The organism is Labrys neptuniae, assembly GCF_040797145.1.
GTDB lineage: Bacteria > Pseudomonadota > Alphaproteobacteria > Rhizobiales > Labraceae > Labrys > Labrys neptuniae.
On the sequence record NZ_JBFNQD010000002.1, the window covers coordinates 715,987 to 732,853 of the forward strand.

Genomic DNA, 16,867 nt, shown 5'->3' on the forward strand with positions numbered 1-16,867 from the left:
ATGCTTTCAGTTCGAGACGCCCGGTCGGAGTCCCCCTCGCCCCGCCACTTGCGGGGAGAGGGTAGGGGGAGGGGCCCCGCGGCGTTCTGGGCTTCTTGGGCGCTTGTTCCGCCCTTCCCGGCCTGGCCTGCCCTTCACGGCGCCGGCCGCATGCCCTTCACTGTGGCGTCATCCGGCAGATAGTCCTTGCCATCGCGATAGACGAAATCGGTCATCACGCCATTGCCGTCCGCGACCCCCGTCTTGCCGACGAAGGCGCCCATGGTGGATTGATGGTCGATGGCGCGGAAGCGGATCGGCCCGAAAGGGGTGTCCAGCGGCAGGCCCTCGGCCGCCTTGATCAGCGCGGCGGTCTCCGTCGAACCGGCCTTGGCGAGGATCGCGGCGGCAGCCTTCATGGTGACGTAGCCGACGATCGAACCAAGACGCGGATAATCGTTGTACTTGGCCTGGTAGGCCTTGAGAAAGGCCTCGTGCGCCGGGGTCTTCACCGCATTCCAGGGATAGCCGGTGACGATCCAGCCAGTCGGCGCCTCATCCTTCAGGGGGGCGAGATATTCGGGCTCGCCGGTGAGGAAACTCACCACGGCGCGGTCCTTGAACAGGCCGCGGGTCGAGCCCTCGCGCACGAATTTTACGAGATCGCCGCCGAAGGTGACGTTTAGGATGGCGTCAGGCTTGGTGGCGATGAGGGCCTCCACCACCGGGCCGGCATCGATCTTGCCCTGCGTCGGCCACTGCTCGCCCACCCATTTCACGTCGGGGCGCTTGGCGCTGAGGATCTGCTTGAACACGGCGACGGCCGACTGGCCATACTCGTAATTGGGCGCCACCGTGGCCCAGTTCTTCGCCGGCAGCTTGGCGGCTTCTTCCGCCAGCATCGCCGCCTGCATGTAGTTGGAGGGGCGCAGGCGGAAGGTCTGGGCATTGCCCTTCGACCAGGTGATGGCGTCCGTCAGCGGCTCGGCTGCCAGGAACATCACGTCCTTCTGCTTGGCGAAGTCGGAGACGGCCAGACCGACATTGGAGAAGAAGGTGCCCATCAGCATGACCGCGCCATCGCTCGAAGTGAGCTCGTTGGCAGCGGTGATGGCGCTGGCCGGCTTGCCGCCATCATCCTTGGAGATCACCTCGATCGGCTTGCCGTTGACGCCGCCGGCGGCGTTGATTTCCTCCAGCGCGAGCTGCCAGCCCTTGCGGTAGGGCTCGGTGAAGGCGGGAAGGCCGGAATAGGAATTGATCTCGCCGATCTTGATGCTGTCGGCCGCAAGGGAAGGAAGGGCCGTGAACAAGGTTACGGCGACGGTGCCCGCGAGGGCCAGTCGAGACAAGATCCGCATTCAGGGTCTCCGCTCTGGATGTTGGAGGCTTTATGATTCTTGGACTGTGTCGGCTCGCGTCCTCCCGGTCCAGCCTCATGGCTGCTGGGAGAGGGCGCAAACCGCCGCAGGCAGGCTGAAACGGCGGAAAATCGTTCGTATGCAAACGAGTTTCCGCTGCGAAGGTTGCCGTTGTCAAGTCGAATGCTCGAGCGGCCGAGGGCGGCGCCTTGCCGAGGATGGCACGCTGGAGCAGGATGCGCTCAAGAGCTGGAAGGAAACTGGCATGGCTGCGGCAGGCGGCAGACGATTATTGTTTCGCCTGGCTTTGCTGGTGTTGCTCCTGGCGCTATGCCGGCTGGGTAACGTCATTCCGCTGCCGGGGTTGAGCCAGGAAGCGATGGAGTCGCTGTTCGGTCCCTTCAGCCATGGAATGCTGAAGCAGATCTCCATCTTCGCGCTCGGTCTCACTTCGCTCTTCACTGCGTTGGCCTATCTGGAAATGGCAAAGCTGCTGGTTCCCAGCCTGGCACGATGGCAGAAGGCTTCTGCCGAAAACATGTTCAAGCTGAGCGATTATGCGCGTCTCGCCGCCATCGCGATCGCAGTCTTTCAAGCCTATGGCGTGGCCCTGGCGTTGCAACAGGGACCCAATCTTGTCGCCGAAGAGCAAGGCGGTTTCGTCCCGGTAACGATTGCCACCTTGCTCGGGGGCGCCGTCCTGCTGTGGTGGCTCGTCGATCGCATCACTCTGCTGGGATTTGGCAACGGTTTCTGGCTGGTCTGGGTGGCCAGCATCGTCTCAAGCTTTCCGAAGAATGTGGCTCAGCTTGCGGACCTGACGCAGACGGGCTGGGTCGGAACCGATATCTGGTTGATTTTGGCCGGTTTCCTGCTGGTGGTATGCGTTGCGGCCGTCATCGTGAACTTGCTGCTCGTTGACCAGACTTGGCTCGATATCGCACCTCAGGCGGTTCCAAACCACGAAGCGGTCCTTGCCGGAAGGACGGCGAGCCTGGCATTGATCTGGCCGCCGCTGCTGGCCGATATCGTTCTGGGCCATGTCATGTCACTGCTTCTGGCGTTCGGTCCATCGCTCGATACCGCTTATGCTTGGCTGGGCTATGGTCGCCCGCTTCGGCTGCTCTTGCTTGCCTTGCTGCTTCCGCTCTTTTGTTTTGCCTATATGCGAACTTGGCTTCGCAATGGCGCACAGGCGGGGTTCGTGACGCGCTCCAGACTTGTTTTCTGGATGCTTTGCGCGTTTCAGATCACCAGTTGCCTGGGAGGGGAATGGCTCGAGCGTCAGCTGAAATTGCCTTTCAGCCTTCATGGAGCCTCGCTCATTCTCTGCACCACGGTGGCGATGAGCTTCCTGCGGGCCCTGCCGCTCGGTTCTTTCTCAGACGCGCCGAAGACGGCTGCGGGCCGCGGATAGCGAGCCGCTTGCTCCCTACACCTCATCCTTCGCGTAGGAGATGATCGATAGGAAGCGGATCGGCAATTGCCGCATCTCGTCGGGGCCGTGCGGGGCATCGGCGTCGAAGAACAGGCTGTCGCCGGGCGTGAGGTGGTAGAGCTTGTCGGCGTGGCGGTAGACCACCTCGCCTTCCAGCATGTAGATGAACTCCAGGCCCGAATGCTGGAACAGCGGGAAGACGTCGGACTCTTCCGTCAGCGTGATGACATAGGGTTCGACCACCACGCGGCCGGTATTGCCGGCATTGTGGCCGAGCAGGCGATATTGATGGCCGGCGCGCGTGCCGCGCCGCTCGATCAGGAGGCCTTCGCCGGCCTTGACGAACACCGCCTCGCGCCGTTCCTCGAAGCGCCGGAAGAAGGCGGTCACCGGCACGCCGAGGGCACGCGACAGGGTCTGCAGCGTGGTGAGCGAGGGCGAGGTCACGCCATTCTCGATCTTGGAGAGCATGCCGAGCGACAGGCCCGTCGCGGCGGCCAGGTCGGCGACGGTGATGCCGAGCTTGTTGCGGAAGGAGCGAACCTCGCGTCCGATCGCCACTTCCAGAATATTGTCGCGGGCGCCGCCGAGCGCATGCGGGTCCTGGCCCGGAAAGGCGGAGGCGGGCGGCAGTTCGCGGGTGGGAAAGGCATCCGAGAACAGGCCTTCGCCATCGTCCGGATCGATTGGATCGGCATAACGGGGGCCCAATGTCGGGGCAATGACCGTCTGGCCTCCACGCCCGGCGGTGGGCGTCGGCACTGTCCTGACAGCCGGTGTAACCACCCGCTTCGTCATGCTCGTTCCTTTCACGTCCCTGCAGAGAGCATGGCGCGTTCGGCGCTTCCTCCCCGCTCATTCCCATTTGCCTCGCAGCCGGACGTTCTGAATTCCAAGACCGCGGCCGGCTTCAGAAAAAACACGCTCTCTCGTAACGAGAGGAGAGTCGTTCCCGCTCGTATGAAGGCAACCCTGTTGCGGTTGCCCAGCTGTGCGACAGCCAACTCCTCGGCTGCATTGGGCTGACGCTTGAAAAAATATCGTGCGACCCACCGAGCGACAAGCTGGATGCCGCTCGTTATCCCGCCAATATGGCGACCACAGGCCGGGATTCCAGACAAGAAGCTGCGATTTTTGAAGGGAGAGGCGATCGAAGGGCATTTTTCGCCCGGCAGCGCCGCGTCCCCGGCCAGCCGCGCAGGATCGATGGGCGAATCGCCGCCCGTCTTCCGGCATCGTCTGCGCACGCGCAAACTGCAGTGGACCCTCATGCCCGCCTCCTGCTCCCGGTGATCTTGCTGCGGGTCTTCCTGAAGTGCAAGAAATTTTCCGAGCATTAAACGTTCAGAAAAATGGCGTGAATCTGCCAAAGAATGTCGCGAATGCGAAGTTTCTTGTCAGACAAGCGCTTGACAGGGGCCGCGCAACGGGCGCAGACTTTCCTGGCATAAAAACAAATTGCCTCTCAGTAACAAAAGCGAACCCGCCAGAGGCGATATTCGGGGAGGAAATATCAATGACACCGGGATCGGAAGATCCGCGGATCGAGGTGATGTATCGCCGCGACCGCGCCTGGGCTTTCGGCGCCATCGGCGCCCTCTGGCTCATCCTGCTTTTCGTCTTCTTCAAGATAGCGCCCGACAGCGGCTCGACGGGCATCACCATTGCCCTGCTCATCGCCGGGGGCCTGGTGCTGCTGTTCAACACGGCCGCGATCATCGCGCTGCTGCGCCACTATCACGAGGACAAGCTGCATCTCTACGGGCTCGACCTCCACTACATCGATGAAATGAAGAAGAGCAAGCGGTGAGGAGCTGACATGGCCAAGACACCTTCAGGCAAGACACCCTATCAGCCGCCCGAACAATCGGCGCTCGGCCAGGTCATCGATTCCATCGTGCTACTCGCCCTAGTGATCGCCAGCCTGTTCGCGCCCATCGCCCTTGGGCTTGCCGGGGGGGGCAAGGTGGATCTGACCTTTTCGGACAAGAGCTGGGCCGGCATGGGACAATCGTCGTTCGCCCAGTCGCTGTGGGAAAAGCTCGGCTATACCGCCGAAACGGCAGCGCCGATCATCGCCTCGCGCTTCGATTATTCCTTCTCGCTGCTGGCCTTCCTGCTCACTGCGGCGATCATCGTGATCTATTTCGGCTTCCTGATCTACTTCTCGGAAAAGGAATACCGGGATGTGATCGCCGAACGCTTCGGCGACAAGTGAGGGCGCTGCCGTGAATACGTTCCATCTTCTCGAATATGCGGCCTGGGCGATCTCGATCCTGATCGGCGCCTGGATGCTCTACGACCTGATCAAGACCAACGCGACCTATTCGGAGGACATGCTGATGTCCTCCCGCGAAGGCGAAATCGAAGATGAGCTGATCATCGACCCAACGCATAGAGGTGCAAAATGAGTGAGATCACCTCCAATGCGGGGGCTTCGGCGCATGTCCAGCAGACCGTCATCCATGGCGAGAAGATCTCGCTGCTGCGCGTGCTCGGCCCCGCCCATGTCTGGGCGCTCGGGGTCGGCATCGTGCTGGTCGGCGAGTTCATGGGCTGGAACTTCGCCGTCGGCAAGGGCGGGGCGCTCGCGGCCCTGATCGCGTGCTGGACGGCGGGCCTGCTCTATACCTGCGTGGCCATGATCGATTCCGAGGTGACCTCGACCGTCGCTGCGGCCGGTGGCCAATATGCCCAGGCCAAGCACATCGTCGGCCCGTTGATGGCCTTCAATGTCGGCCTCTATCTGGTGATGGCCTACACCATGCTCGAAGCGGCCAATGCGATCACCGCCGGCTATCTGATCCAGACGGTGGGCGGCATGGCCGGTTTCGATGCGGTGCATGACAAGCCCTTCATCGTGCTCACCATCATGGGCCTGGCCCTGCTGAACTATCGCGGCGTCTATGCCACGCTCACCTTCAACCTGGTGATCACCGCCATCGCCTTCCTCGCCATCGTCTTCCTGTTCGTCGGCGCCAAGCCGTGGTCGGAGGACCTGCTCAAGCCTGCCGAATTGCTGACGGGCCTGCCCTATGGCTGGCTCGGCGTGGTTGCTTCGCTGCATTTCGGCCTGTGGTTCTATCTCGGCATCGAGGGCACCTGCCAGGCGGCCGAGGAGGTGCGTTCGCCCGCGCGCTCGCTGCCGTTCGGCACCATGCTCGGCATGATCACCCTGCTGATCGCCGCCGCCATGACCTGGTATGTCTGCGTCAGCCTGATGCCCTGGGAATATCTCGGCCAGGCCACAACGCCCTTGTTCGACGCGGCCCGCATGACCGGCTCGACCGGGCTGATGGTCCTGTTGTTCGTGGGCACCATCTTCGCCACGCTGGCTTCGGCCAATGGCTGCATCAACGATGCCTCGCGTGCCTGGTTCTCCATGGGGCGTGATCGCTACATGCCGGCCTGGTTCGGCGCCGTGCATCCGAAATACCGCACGCCCTTCCGGTCGATCTTCTTCCTGGTGCCGATCGCGCTGATCTTCGCCCTGGGAGCGCCGCTCGACCAGGTGGTGACCTTCTCGATCCTGTCGGGCCTGCTCGGCTACTCCTACATGACGTTCAACGTGATGATGTTCCGCTGGAAATGGCCGGTGGGCAGCATCAAGCGCGGCTATGTGCATCCCCTGCATCCGCTGCCGGCGATCGTGCTGTTCCTGCTGTGCTCGACCGCCTATTTCGCGGTGTTCCTGGGCTATGGCACCCAGCTCATCGCCATGATGGTGTTCTATATCGTGGTCTCGATGTGGTTTGCCTTCCACCGCTACAAATATGTGCGGCGCGGCGACCAGTTCACCATGCCCTGGCCTCGGCCCAGGGGATATTGAGGCGATGAGGAGGCGGCCAGCATGACCTTGTTCGCATTTCTCGCAGTCCTGGCGGCGGGCTTTGCCGGCCTGGGCTGGCTGTTGAATCGCGAGAGGTCGGCGCTTTGGCGCCGGCGGAGGGCCCTGCTGGCCGATTGCCACCCGCTGTTCGAGCGGGTGGAGCAGGCGGATGGCGTCGGGGGATTTCCCCGGTTGTCCGGTGAGATCGCCGGCCGTCGCGTCATCGTCGAATTGATGCCCGATACGATGACGCTGCGGCGCTTGCCGCAGCTTTGGCTTTCGCTGACGGTCATGACGCCGCTGCCGGGGGGAGCTGCCTTCGGCGTGTTGGCGCGCCCTTCCGGCAGCGAGTTCTACGCCCGCACGCCCGATTTGCCGGCGCGTCTCGAGCCGCCCGCCAGCCTGCCCGAGGACGTGATGGTACGAGGCCGGCGGCGCGGTGCAGCCTTCCTGGCCCAGGCGGAGCGGGCGATCGCAGACCTGATGGCCGACCCCAGGGTCAAGGAAGTGCTGGTGATGCCGGCCGGCTTGAGGGTGATCTTTCAGGCCGCCGAAGGGCAGCGAGGCCAGCATCTGCTGCTGCGCCAATGCGATTTCGGCGACGCAGGTTTCGATCCCGCTTTGTTCATGCGGCTTTATGACGGCCTGGAGGAGATCGCCCGCAGGCTGTCGCCCGCACCGACGCCAGCGCAGTTGGCGCAGACGCGCGGCCAGCGGGCCTAGAGGCTGTTATGAATGGACGTCTGGATTGCTTCGCCGCTCCCGCAATGGCGATTGAACCAGAATCGCAATGCATGAATCACCGTCAGGAGGGCGCCATGGCCGCAGCCATGCTCGCGAAACCCTTTCATCCCTATCTCATCCTCGCCCTCGCCGTTGCGCTTCCAGGGGTCGGCCATGTCGCTCTCGGCCGCCAGATGCGCGGGTTGGGATTTGCGTTCTTCACGCTCCTGTTCGCCTTTCTGAGTTGGCATTTGTCGACACCGGAGACGTCTCCGATCGGCCGCATGGCGGGAGGCCTGTTCGTCTGGGCGCTTTCGATCCCGGATGCCTACCGGGTGGCGCGCCTGCGCTGGGAACGCTGGCGCCAGCAGGCCTGAGAGCTTCATTTTTTGGCTGTTTCCTGTGAGGAAAATCCGTTTCCAAAAAAATATTCCTCACAGGAAAAAAATGTTCAGGTGGATATTGCTGGCGCCTCAGGAAATTGCTAGCCTCCCTGAAATCAATCGCATGAGGGACCCGTGCTATGTGTGGCATTGTCGGCCTGTTTCTGAAGGATAAGAGCCTGGAGCCCCAATTGGGTACGCTCCTGTCGGGTATGCTCGCCACCATGTGCGACCGCGGCCCGGACTCGGCCGGGTTCGCGATCTATGGCGCGCCGCAAGCCGGCAAGGCCAAGATCACCGTCCAGTCGGCCGATCCAGCCAAGGATTTCGAGGGCCTCGCTGCCCTGGTCGAAAAGGCCGTGGGTGCCAAGGTCTCCATCTCGCCGAAGGACACCCACGCCGTTCTCGTCCTCGATGCCGACAAGGCCGAGGCGGCTCGCCAGGCCATCAAGGCGGAGCGCCCTTCGATCCGCATCATGGGCGCGGGTGAAGCGATCGAGATCTACAAGGAAGTGGGCTACCCCACCGAGGTCGCCAAGCGCTTCGGTCTCGCCGAGATGACGGGCAGCCATGGCATTGGCCATACCCGCATGGCGACGGAATCGGCGGTGACCACGCTCGGCGCCCATCCCTTTTCGACCGGCGCCGACGAGTGCCTCGTGCACAACGGTTCGCTGTCCAACCACAACAATCTGCGCCGCGAACTCAGGCATGACGGCATGAGCTTCGAGACCGAGAACGACTCCGAGGTCGCGGCCGCCTATCTGACCTGGCGCATGAATCAGGGCCTCAATCTCGGCGAGGCCATGGAGAAGGGTCTCGACGATCTCGACGGCTTCTTCACCTTCGTGGTCGGCACCAAGGACGGCTTCGGGGTCGTGCGCGATCCTGTCGCGTGCAAGCCGGCCGTGCTCGCCGAGACCGATCAATATGTCGCCTTCGGGTCCGAATATCGCGCTCTGGTCAACCTGCCCGGCATCGAGGATGCCAAGGTGTGGGAGCCCGAGCCCGCCACCGTCTATTTCTGGGAGCGCTGAGGCATGGATCAACTTGCGAAGAAAGTCGCGAGCGTGAGCACGGACGTTGAAAAAATCGATCTGGCCAAGACGCCGCTGCGCGAGCTCAACCAGGCCCTGCACGCCCTCAAGGCCGGCACCAACGCCACGTCCTGGGAGGTGAGCAATCCCAAGGGCTCGCATGCCCTGGCCGTGGGTGTCGACGCGCCCGTACGCATCGATGTCAAGGGCAGTGTCGGCTATTACTGTGCCGGCATGAACAAGGAAGCCACTGTCGTCGTGCACGGCTCCGCCGGCCCGGGCGTGGCCGAGAACATGATGTCGGGCGAAGTCCGCATCAAGGGCGATGCCAGCCAATATGCCGGCGCCACCGGCAAGGGCGGTATCCTGGTGATCGAAGGCAATGCCTCCTCGCGCTGCGGCATCTCGATGAAGGGCATCGACATCGTGGTGAAGGGCAATATCGGCCACATGTCCGCCTTCATGGCGCAGTCGGGCAATCTGGTGGTCTGCGGCGATGCCGGTGACGCCCTGGGCGACTCGATCTACGAGGCTCGCTTGTTCGTGCGCGGCAAGGTGAAGAGCCTGGGGGCCGACTGCATCGAGAAGGAGATGCGTCCCGAGCATCTGGAAATCCTCGGTGGGTTGCTGGCCAAGGCCGGCTTCACCGACGTCAAGCCCGAGGAGTTCAAGCGCTACGGCTCGGCCCGTACGCTCTACAACTTCAACATCGACAATGCGGATGCGTATTGATGCCTGGGATCGCAGGCTTCTAGCCTGCCTCTTCCCGAAGCGTCGCCGTTTTCAAGAGCAGGCAGAGACGCCTGCGATCCCAGGGATCCTTTCATGAGCTATCACAATCCGCCGACCGTTCCGCGCAAGTCCGCGACCTTCGACGATTACACCCTGTCCGAGATCCGCCGCGCCGCCACCACCGGCATCTATGACATCCGCGGCGGCGGCGCCAAGCGCAAGGTCCCGCATTTCGACGACCTGCTCTTCCTCGGCGCCTCGATCTCGCGCTATCCGCTCGAAGGCTATCGCGAGCGCTGCGCCACCAATGTCGTGCTCGGCTCGCGCTTCGCCAAGAAGCCGATCGAATTGAAGATCCCGATCACCGTCGCCGGCATGAGCTTCGGCTCGCTGTCGGGCCGTGCCAAGGAAGCCCTCGGACGCGGCGCCTCGCTGGCCGGCACCTCGACCACCACCGGCGACGGCGGCATGACGCCGGAAGAGCGCGGCCAGTCCAAGACCCTGGTCTACCAATATCTGCCGTCGCGCTACGGCATGAATCCGGATGATCTGCGCAAGGCCGACGCCATCGAGGTCGTGGTCGGCCAGGGCGCCAAGCCCGGCGGCGGCGGCATGCTGCTCGGCCAGAAGATCTCCGACCGCGTCGCCCAGATGCGTACGCTGCCCAAGGGTATCGACCAGCGCTCCGCCTGCCGCCACCCCGACTGGACCGGGCCGGACGATCTCGAGATCAAGATCCTGGAGCTGCGCGAAATCACCGATTGGGAAAAGCCAATCTATGTGAAGGTCGGCGGCGCCAGGCCCTATTACGACGTGGCGCTGGCGGTGAAGGCCGGTGCCGACGTGGTGGTGCTCGACGGCATGCAGGGCGGCACGGCCGCCACCCAGGAAGTCTTCATCGAGAATGTCGGTCAGCCCACCCTTGCCTGTATCCGTCCCGCCGTGCAGGCGCTGCAGGATCTTAACATGCATCGCAAGGTGCAGTTGATCGTCTCCGGCGGTATCCGCAACGGGGCCGATGTCGCCAAGGCCCTGGCGCTCGGCGCGGATGCGGTTTCCGTTGGTTCGGCCGCCCTGATCGCCCTCGGCGACAATGATCCCGCGCTTGAGGACGAATACCGCAAGCTCGGCACCACTGCCGGCGCCTATGACGATTGGCACGAGGGCAAGGACCCTGCCGGCATCACCACCCAGGATCCCGAGTTGATGGAAAGGCTCGATCCGGTCAAGGCTGGCCGTCGCCTGGCCAACTATCTCAAGGTGATGACGCTGGAGGCCCAGACCATCGCCCGTGCCTGCGGCAAGAACCACGTGCATAATCTCGAGCCGGAAGATCTGTGCGCCCTCACCATCGAGGCTGCGGCCATGGCCCGCGTACCGCTGGCCGGTACGAGCTGGATTCCCGGGCAGGGTTTCTGACATCATGAAAGGGCGCTCGCCAGCAGGCGGGCGCCCTTTGCGTACTGCCATCCCCAGGTGAAATTCGGTTCTCCGGACGTCGGATTTCGCAGTGGGCTTCAAAGAGCCGAGTAGGCCTTCCGATCCCCCGGGATAGGAAGGTATCAGGGCCGAAGCCAACGGGAATGACAGAATACCTTATAAATCAAAACGATAGACATCCCGAACCAGGAACTTTGACCATGACCCAGGATCTGGCGACGCTCGCTAGGGAAAAAGGCATTCGCTATTTTATGATTTCCTATACGGACCTGTTCGGCGCCCAGCGTGCCAAGCTGGTTCCGGCAGCAGCGATCGCCGACATGCAGAAGGACGGTGCCGGTTTCGCCGGCTTTGCCACCTTTCTGGACCTGACACCGGCCCATCCCGATCTTTTCGGCCTGCCCGATCCCAGCGCGGTGATCCAGCTGCCCTGGAAGAAGGAGGTTGCCTGGGTCCCCGCCGATTGCGTCATGGAAGACAAGCATGTCGGCCAGGCGCCGCGCGTGGTGCTCAAGAACGTCATGGCCAATGCGGCCAAGGAAGGGCTCTATGTGAAGACCGGCGTCGAGGCCGAGTTCTTCCTGATCGATGCCGACGGCACGGCCATCTCCGATGCCATGGATTGCGCCGCCAAGCCCTGCTACGACCAGCAGGCCCTGATGCGCCGCTATGATGTCATTGCCGAGATCTGCGACTACATGCTGGAACTGGGCTGGGGCCCCTACCAGAACGACCACGAGGACGCCAACGGCCAGTTCGAGATGAACTGGAACTTCGACGACTGCCTCATCACGGCCGATCGGCACTCCTTCTTCAAGTTCATGGTGCGCTCGGTCGCCGAGAAGCACGGCCTGCGCGCCACCTTCATGCCCAAGCCCTTCATGGGGCTGACCGGCTCGGGCTGCCATGCCCATATCTCGGTGTGGGACGAGACCGGCAAGGTCAACATGTTCTACGACAACAAGGACGAGATGGGCCTGTCGCGGCAGGGCTATCACTTCCTCGGCGGCATCATGAAGCATGCCGAAAGCCTGTCGGCGATCACCAATCCGACGGTGAATTCCTACAAGCGCATCAACGCCCCCCGCACCATCTCGGGCGCGACCTGGGCCCCGAATTCGGTGACCTGGACCGGCAACAACCGCACCCACATGGTGCGCGTGCCCGGCAAGGGCCGCTTCGAGCTGCGCCTGCCCGACGGCGCCGCCAACCCCTATCTGATGCAGGCCGTGATCGTCGCCGCCGGCCTCGACGGCATCCATTCCAAGGCCGATCCCGGCAAGCGCTACGACATCGACATGTATCAGATGGGCCATACTGTGACGGACGCGCCCAAGCTGCCGCTGAACCTGCTCGATGCCCTGCGCAACTTCGACGCGGACGAGTCACTGAAGGCCGCTTTGGGCAATGACTTTTCGGCTGCCTATCTCAAGCTCAAGCGTCAGGAATGGAACAGCTACGCCAGCCATCTGACCCAGTGGGAACGTGACCACACGCTCGACATCTGATCGCTGCGGACAGGCCAGAAAGATCAAGGGGCGCCGGAGCCATCCGGCGCCTTTCTTTTTTGGAATCGCCCACAGAGGCTTGTGCTGCCCCTCACCCTTACCCTCGCCCCGCTCCTTGCGGGGAGAGGGTAAGGGTGAGGGTGAGGGGCAGTGCCACCGCATAAGCCCATGGCGGTGCCACCACCGCCCTCTTCCGAACGGTGTTCTCACCCCTGCAGAAACGCGGCCTGTTCCGTGGCTTCGCGCGCAATTTCCTGCAGCAGCACCCCGGCCCGATACAGCTCGCGCGAGGCGTGGTTGTCCGCCCGCCGAGCCTGCCGAAGCAGACGCGCTGCTGCCTGCCGGGCAGCCCGGGCCAGGGCCTGCGGATCGGCTGAAGCCAGACGGCGCAGTACGGAGCGAATTGGTCGCATGGCGGCCTTCTGGGTCTTGGCCAGACTGTCGAGGTCCATGGCGGCCGCGCCGATGGTCAGCGCCGCCAGCATGCCGGCCATGTCCTGGTCCATCACGGCGGCGGGCAGGGCTTTTTCAGCGGCAAGCTGCCGGCCGAAGCGGTCCGCGGTCCGGCTGAACCATTCCACCGAGGTCCAGATCCCCGGGGTGCTGCCGATCAAGGCGAGATCGCGCCGTATGGCCCGGTGCAGGCGGCGTCGCGTCGCCTGGACATTCGGCGGGAACAGCAAGGCGAAGGCGAGCGTGCCGCAGGCGATGCCGGCCAGCAGCGTCAGGCTGCCATTGAAGAAGCCGGCAGCCTCGGTGCGCACGTCGTTGCTCGGCCCCACCAGGTCCCAGAAGAAGATGGCAAAGCTAGCGGCGGGGGCCGCGGTGCGTGGATGGCGCATGGCGATCCCGGCAGGAAGCATGAACAGGCTGATCACGACGGCGAGCAGAGGGAAGCCGGAGATCATCGGGATCAGCGCGAAATTGCAGATGGCGCTCGCGGCAAAGGCCCAGCCGGTGCCTTTCAGGAAACCGAGGCCGGCGGCGACGGGATTGTCCCGCGTGGCGAACAGGGCGCAGACCACGCTGACGATGGTGACGAAGCCCGAGCCCGTCGGCGCTGCCGTCAGGATCCAGGCGGCGGAGGCCAGCAGGACGGCAGCGATGGCGCGGATGCCGTTATGCAGCGCGGCCGTCAAGTCGATGTGGAAGGCGAAGTCTAGGCGCGAGGGCGGTGGCGTTGGCCGCGCCAGGAGAGCCTGGCGCATCAAGGCCGTCTGCAGGGAAGAGAGCAGCGCGTCGAGCCGGTCATGCAGGAACGACCGCTCGTTCCCGTGTTCGCCATGGTCACCAGGGCAGGCCGCATCCAGGCGCTCACGCAAGGCGACGATTGTCGCCTGCTCGTTGGTGTTGCCATTGGCGACAGCTTGCAGCACTCCCGCGCTCTCGGCCAGCAACGCATCTTCCCCGCTGTCCCGTCGGGCCAGATAGTCACGCAGGCTGTGCGCGGCGGCGAGCTGGGCCAGGGTTGCGCTCGCGGCGGCGCGGACATGTCCGAGGGCGCCGCGCGCGACGGTGGAGGCGGACGCGGCATATTCGGCCGTGGTGTCCAGGGCGAGGGCCTTGGCGAACAGGCGCTGCAGCGCCGGGGTCGCCGCCGCTTCTCCGCCGAGGGCACGGGCGCAGATGCCGGCGGCTTGCCGGATATAGGCGCCCAGGCCGGCGCGGACATCGTCCAGGGGGCGGGAGGGGGCAAGGATGGCGCTCAGCGTTGCCTCCACCCCGATACCGAGCAGGATATAGATGAGACGCGCCTCGGCGACGTCGAAGATCTGCGAGGGGGTGGCCGCCGCATCCAGGGTGATGATCGCCGCGGTATAGCCGGCGAGCACCGCGCCATAGGCCCGGAAATTCCGCAGCGCCGTGGCGACGCCGGTGCATAGCCCGATCCAGATAGCGAGGGCGCAGAGCAGCAATTCCGGCGCCTGGGCGAACAAGGCCGTGAGGGTGACGGCGATACCCGTTCCCGCGAAGGTGCCGATAACGCGATAACGCGCCTTCGACAGCGTCATGCCACGGTTGCCCTGGGCGACGATCCAAACCGTCATCGCCGCCCATTTCGGGCTGTCCAGATTGATCAGGAAGGCGATGTAGAGCGCGATCAGCGAGGCGGCTGTCGTCCGCAAGGCGAAGGCGATGCCTCTCCAGCTGGTGCCGGGCGGCGCCTGGGTCAGCCGAGTCCAGAAGGGCGTCGGCCCATGCGTGGACGTGGACAGGGCGGTCATGCAGGCGCTTATAGCGCCAGGACGGGAATGGAATAACTATGGCTATTTGGCAAAAACTATTGCTGAATATGGAATAATACCGAGAGTCATTTTCAACGTCTCTCGGTTCCTTCTGGTGGTTTTCGCCAACTCTTTGATTTGGTGTCGAAAAACGCCAGGTGTCCAAGCCGGGAATGCGTAAGCATTTTCGAGGCTTGGCATGATTCCATCGGAGTGCCGATTGCACAATCTCCAGAGTCTTTGGATCTTCCTGCGCGTGGTCGAAAGGGGCGGTTTCACCGCCGCGGCGAGCCAGCTCGGCCTGCCGCTGAGCACGGTGAGCCGGCGCGTCACGGCGCTCGAGGAGGATCTCGGCGTGCGCCTGCTCAACCGGACGACGAGGCGCGTGTCGCTCACCGAAGCCGGGCGCGATTTTTACGAACGCTGCAGCCTCGCCGAGGAGATCCTGGAGGAAGCCGATCTGTCGGTCCGCGCCTTGAGGACAGAGCCGGAGGGCACGCTGCGCCTCCTGGTTCCCTATGCCCTCGGCCTGATCGCGCTGGAACCGGCTCTGGAGGAGTTCCGCCGCCGCTATCCCAGGATCAGGCTGGCGCTGACCTTCGACAACCATCCGCTCGATCTGGTGGAGCATGGCTTCGACGTGGCGCTGCGGACGGGCGTGCTGCCCGATTCCAGCTATGTGGCCCGGCGCCTGGGGCGATCGCGGGCGCGCCTGCTTGCGAGCCCCTCTTATCTCGAGCGCGCCGGGCGCCCTGCCTCGCCGCAGGAGCTTTCCAATCATGCCGTGTTGGCGCATGGGCCGGGAGAGTTCCTGACCACCTGGCGGCTGAGAAGCAAGGCCGGGGCCGAAGTCGAGGTCGCCGTCCGCCCGATCCTGATGTCGAACGAATCCGACACCATCATCCGCCAGATGCTCAAGGGAGCCGGCATTGCCCTGGTGTCCACCCGGCTGATGGCCAACCGGGCTGGAGACCAGCCCTTCGAGATCGTCCTGCCGGACTGGCACCGGGCCGAGGATGCCGAGGTCTGGGCGCTCTACTCCAAGCGCGCCACGCGTGATCGCAAGATCCGGGCCTTCGTGGAATTCGCGGCCGAGATCTTCGCGCCCTGGACGCGGGATCCGGACGAAGAGGCGGTCTGAAGGACACCCTTCAGCCCAGCAGCATGGTGGCGATCTCGAGCCAGAAAGCGGTCGTCACCACGGAAAAGGCGGTGGCGATGGTGATCTGGTTGGAAGCCAGGGATTGCTCCGTCTTGAGCTGGATCGCGATCAGATAGGAGTTTACGCCCGACGGCAGGCTCGCTGCGGCCACGGCCACCTTGGCCGGGAAAGGCGGCAGGCCGAACAGCCAGGCGGCGGCGAGGGCGACGGCCGGCATCAGCAGCAGTTTCAGGCCGGACAGGAGCAGAGCCGGCTTGAGATTGCCTGTCAGCCCGAACTTCTTCAGGCCGAGGCCCATGGCGAACAGGGCGATCGGCCCGGCCACGTCGGCGAGGGCGTCGACGAAGCGATTGGCGATAGCAGGCAGGGCAATGCCGCTTGCCCGCCAGGCGAGGCCGGCAAAGATGCCGATGATCAGGGGATTGGTGAGCAGCCTGCGCAGGAAGTCGTGAATGACCGCCAGGGGATGCAGCGGCTCCTGGCGCCGTGGCCCGAACCAGTGGAACAGCAGGATCGAGGCCATCAGCATGGTGGGCAGATGCACCGAGATGATCAGCGACAGGATTTCGAAGCCTTCATTGCCGAAGACGCCGAGCATGAAGGGAATGCCGAGCAGCACCAGATTGGAGAAGGCGGAAGAGACCCCGCCGATCACACCGGCCTGTCCGTCACGCTGGAACAGGCGGGTGATCGCCAGGTGGCCGGCGATCCAGGCCACGATGACGGCGGTGAAATAGGTGGCCCATAACTGCCAGGGCGCCGAGCCGTGGAAACTGGAGGTGACCATGGTGCGGAACAGCAGCAGCGGCAGGGCCACGCGGACGGCGAAATCGGAAAGGGCGTCGCCGGTCGCTGCCTTGAGATAGCCGCTTGCCCCCGCACCATAACCGAGCGCGACCAGGCCGAAGACGAACAGCACGGTTTCGACCAGAGGTGACATCGGCTCCTTGGGGCGTTCGGGCAGGCCGCTTGTGCTGCCTCCTTATGCCCCAAGATCTCGCAATGCCTGGTGATTCCGTCAAATGGGAGATGTCGTGGGGGTCTCCTCGT

Annotated in this window: 17 protein-coding genes; 12 read left to right on the forward strand and 5 right to left on the reverse strand. The window is 63.9% G+C overall.

Annotation, left to right across the window (positions count from 1 at the left end; all coding sequences use genetic code 11):
- Positions 1-134 precede the first annotated feature (134 nt).
- Entirely contained in the window at positions 135-1,340 is a 1,206-nt protein-coding gene (locus ABXS05_RS10555; protein WP_367623853.1) for an ABC transporter substrate-binding protein, read from the reverse strand.
- Between the two features lie 265 nt (positions 1,341-1,605).
- On the opposite strand from ABXS05_RS10555, the gene ABXS05_RS10560 reads away from it, so the two are divergent.
- Positions 1,606-2,757, forward strand: coding sequence for a hypothetical protein (locus ABXS05_RS10560; protein WP_367623854.1), 1,152 nt, complete (start codon positions 1,606-1,608; stop codon positions 2,755-2,757).
- Between the two features lie 15 nt (positions 2,758-2,772).
- On the opposite strand, the gene ABXS05_RS10565 is transcribed toward ABXS05_RS10560, so the two are convergent.
- Together ABXS05_RS10565 and ABXS05_RS10570 are read right to left on the reverse strand one after the other, a co-directional pair.
- Positions 2,773-3,576, reverse strand: a complete 804-nt coding sequence (locus ABXS05_RS10565; protein ID WP_245314995.1) for a helix-turn-helix domain-containing protein — start codon at positions 3,574-3,576, stop codon at positions 2,773-2,775.
- Between the two features lie 11 nt (positions 3,577-3,587).
- On the reverse strand, positions 3,588-4,115 hold the full coding sequence (locus ABXS05_RS10570) for a hypothetical protein (protein ID WP_367623855.1): 528 nt from the start codon (positions 4,113-4,115) through the stop codon (positions 3,588-3,590).
- A gap of 179 nt (positions 4,116-4,294) precedes the next feature.
- Between ABXS05_RS10570 and ABXS05_RS10575 the strand changes: the two genes are divergently transcribed.
- The 10 genes from ABXS05_RS10575 (at position 4,295) to glnT (ending at position 12,430) form a co-directional block, all read left to right on the forward strand.
- Complete coding sequence (locus ABXS05_RS10575) at positions 4,295-4,588, forward strand: hypothetical protein (RefSeq protein ID WP_068296585.1); 294 nt, start codon at positions 4,295-4,297, stop codon at positions 4,586-4,588.
- Positions 4,589-4,597: 9 nt separating this feature from the next.
- A complete protein-coding gene (locus ABXS05_RS10580) occupies positions 4,598-4,996 on the forward strand; it encodes a hypothetical protein (protein WP_068296588.1) in 399 nt (132 codons plus the stop codon).
- 10 nt (positions 4,997-5,006) lie between these two features.
- Entirely contained in the window at positions 5,007-5,189 is a 183-nt protein-coding gene (locus ABXS05_RS10585) for a hypothetical protein (RefSeq protein ID WP_068296597.1), read from the forward strand.
- Positions 5,186-6,607, forward strand: coding sequence for an APC family permease (locus ABXS05_RS10590; protein ID WP_311937869.1), 1,422 nt, complete (start codon positions 5,186-5,188; stop codon positions 6,605-6,607). Before ABXS05_RS10585 ends, ABXS05_RS10590 begins: the two co-directional genes overlap by 4 nt.
- A gap of 21 nt (positions 6,608-6,628) precedes the next feature.
- Entirely contained in the window at positions 6,629-7,330 is a 702-nt protein-coding gene (locus ABXS05_RS10595; RefSeq protein ID WP_367623856.1) for a hypothetical protein, read from the forward strand.
- A gap of 95 nt (positions 7,331-7,425) precedes the next feature.
- Positions 7,426-7,707, forward strand: a complete 282-nt coding sequence (locus ABXS05_RS10600; RefSeq protein ID WP_156771760.1) for a hypothetical protein — start codon at positions 7,426-7,428, stop codon at positions 7,705-7,707.
- Positions 7,708-7,853: 146 nt separating this feature from the next.
- Complete coding sequence (locus tag ABXS05_RS10605; RefSeq protein WP_367623857.1) at positions 7,854-8,750, forward strand: class II glutamine amidotransferase; 897 nt, start codon at positions 7,854-7,856, stop codon at positions 8,748-8,750.
- A gap of 33 nt (positions 8,751-8,783) precedes the next feature.
- Positions 8,784-9,482 (forward strand): GXGXG domain-containing protein, encoded by a 699-nt coding sequence (locus tag ABXS05_RS10610; RefSeq protein ID WP_311937874.1) that lies wholly within the window; start codon positions 8,784-8,786, stop codon positions 9,480-9,482.
- A gap of 93 nt (positions 9,483-9,575) precedes the next feature.
- The gene (locus tag ABXS05_RS10615; RefSeq protein ID WP_068296611.1) at positions 9,576-10,901 is read left to right on the forward strand and encodes an FMN-binding glutamate synthase family protein; all 1,326 of its coding nucleotides are present in this window, start codon (positions 9,576-9,578) and stop codon (positions 10,899-10,901) included.
- A gap of 221 nt (positions 10,902-11,122) precedes the next feature.
- The gene (gene glnT / locus ABXS05_RS10620) at positions 11,123-12,430 is read left to right on the forward strand and encodes a type III glutamate--ammonia ligase (RefSeq protein ID WP_068296614.1); all 1,308 of its coding nucleotides are present in this window, start codon (positions 11,123-11,125) and stop codon (positions 12,428-12,430) included.
- Between the two features lie 206 nt (positions 12,431-12,636).
- Here glnT and ABXS05_RS10625 read toward each other — a convergent pair whose 3' ends face one another.
- Positions 12,637-14,655, reverse strand: coding sequence for an FUSC family protein (locus tag ABXS05_RS10625; protein WP_367623858.1), 2,019 nt, complete (start codon positions 14,653-14,655; stop codon positions 12,637-12,639).
- Positions 14,656-14,875: 220 nt separating this feature from the next.
- Here ABXS05_RS10625 and ABXS05_RS10630 point away from each other — a divergent pair, with 220 nt between their 5' ends.
- Complete coding sequence (locus ABXS05_RS10630) at positions 14,876-15,796, forward strand: LysR family transcriptional regulator (RefSeq protein ID WP_367623859.1); 921 nt, start codon at positions 14,876-14,878, stop codon at positions 15,794-15,796.
- 10 nt (positions 15,797-15,806) lie between these two features.
- Here the strand turns inward: ABXS05_RS10630 and ABXS05_RS10635 are convergent, their stop codons facing one another.
- Entirely contained in the window at positions 15,807-16,757 is a 951-nt protein-coding gene (locus ABXS05_RS10635; protein WP_367623860.1) for an AEC family transporter, read from the reverse strand.
- Positions 16,758-16,867: the final 110 nt, after the last annotated feature.

Excerpts from the sequence above, each read along its gene's own strand:
- ABXS05_RS10555 (WP_367623853.1), bottom strand. The coding sequence starts at position 1,340 with ATGCGGATCTTGTCTCGACTGGCCCTCGCGGGCACCGTCGCCGTAACC.
- ABXS05_RS10560 (WP_367623854.1), top strand. The coding sequence starts at position 1,606 with ATGGCTGCGGCAGGCGGCAGACGATTATTGTTTCGCCTGGCTTTGCTG.
- ABXS05_RS10565 (WP_245314995.1), bottom strand. The coding sequence starts at position 3,576 with ATGACGAAGCGGGTGGTTACACCGGCTGTCAGGACAGTGCCGACGCCC.
- ABXS05_RS10570 (WP_367623855.1), bottom strand. The coding sequence starts at position 4,115 with ATGCTCGGAAAATTTCTTGCACTTCAGGAAGACCCGCAGCAAGATCAC.
- ABXS05_RS10575 (WP_068296585.1), top strand. The coding sequence starts at position 4,295 with ATGACACCGGGATCGGAAGATCCGCGGATCGAGGTGATGTATCGCCGC.
- ABXS05_RS10580 (WP_068296588.1), top strand. The coding sequence starts at position 4,598 with ATGGCCAAGACACCTTCAGGCAAGACACCCTATCAGCCGCCCGAACAA.
- ABXS05_RS10590 (WP_311937869.1), top strand. The coding sequence starts at position 5,186 with ATGAGTGAGATCACCTCCAATGCGGGGGCTTCGGCGCATGTCCAGCAG.
- ABXS05_RS10595 (WP_367623856.1), top strand. The coding sequence starts at position 6,629 with ATGACCTTGTTCGCATTTCTCGCAGTCCTGGCGGCGGGCTTTGCCGGC.
- ABXS05_RS10600 (WP_156771760.1), top strand. The coding sequence starts at position 7,426 with ATGGCCGCAGCCATGCTCGCGAAACCCTTTCATCCCTATCTCATCCTC.
- ABXS05_RS10605 (WP_367623857.1), top strand. The coding sequence starts at position 7,854 with ATGTGTGGCATTGTCGGCCTGTTTCTGAAGGATAAGAGCCTGGAGCCC.
- ABXS05_RS10615 (WP_068296611.1), top strand. The coding sequence starts at position 9,576 with ATGAGCTATCACAATCCGCCGACCGTTCCGCGCAAGTCCGCGACCTTC.
- glnT (WP_068296614.1), top strand. The coding sequence starts at position 11,123 with ATGACCCAGGATCTGGCGACGCTCGCTAGGGAAAAAGGCATTCGCTAT.
- ABXS05_RS10625 (WP_367623858.1), bottom strand. The coding sequence starts at position 14,655 with ATGACCGCCCTGTCCACGTCCACGCATGGGCCGACGCCCTTCTGGACT.
- ABXS05_RS10635 (WP_367623860.1), bottom strand. The coding sequence starts at position 16,757 with ATGTCACCTCTGGTCGAAACCGTGCTGTTCGTCTTCGGCCTGGTCGCG.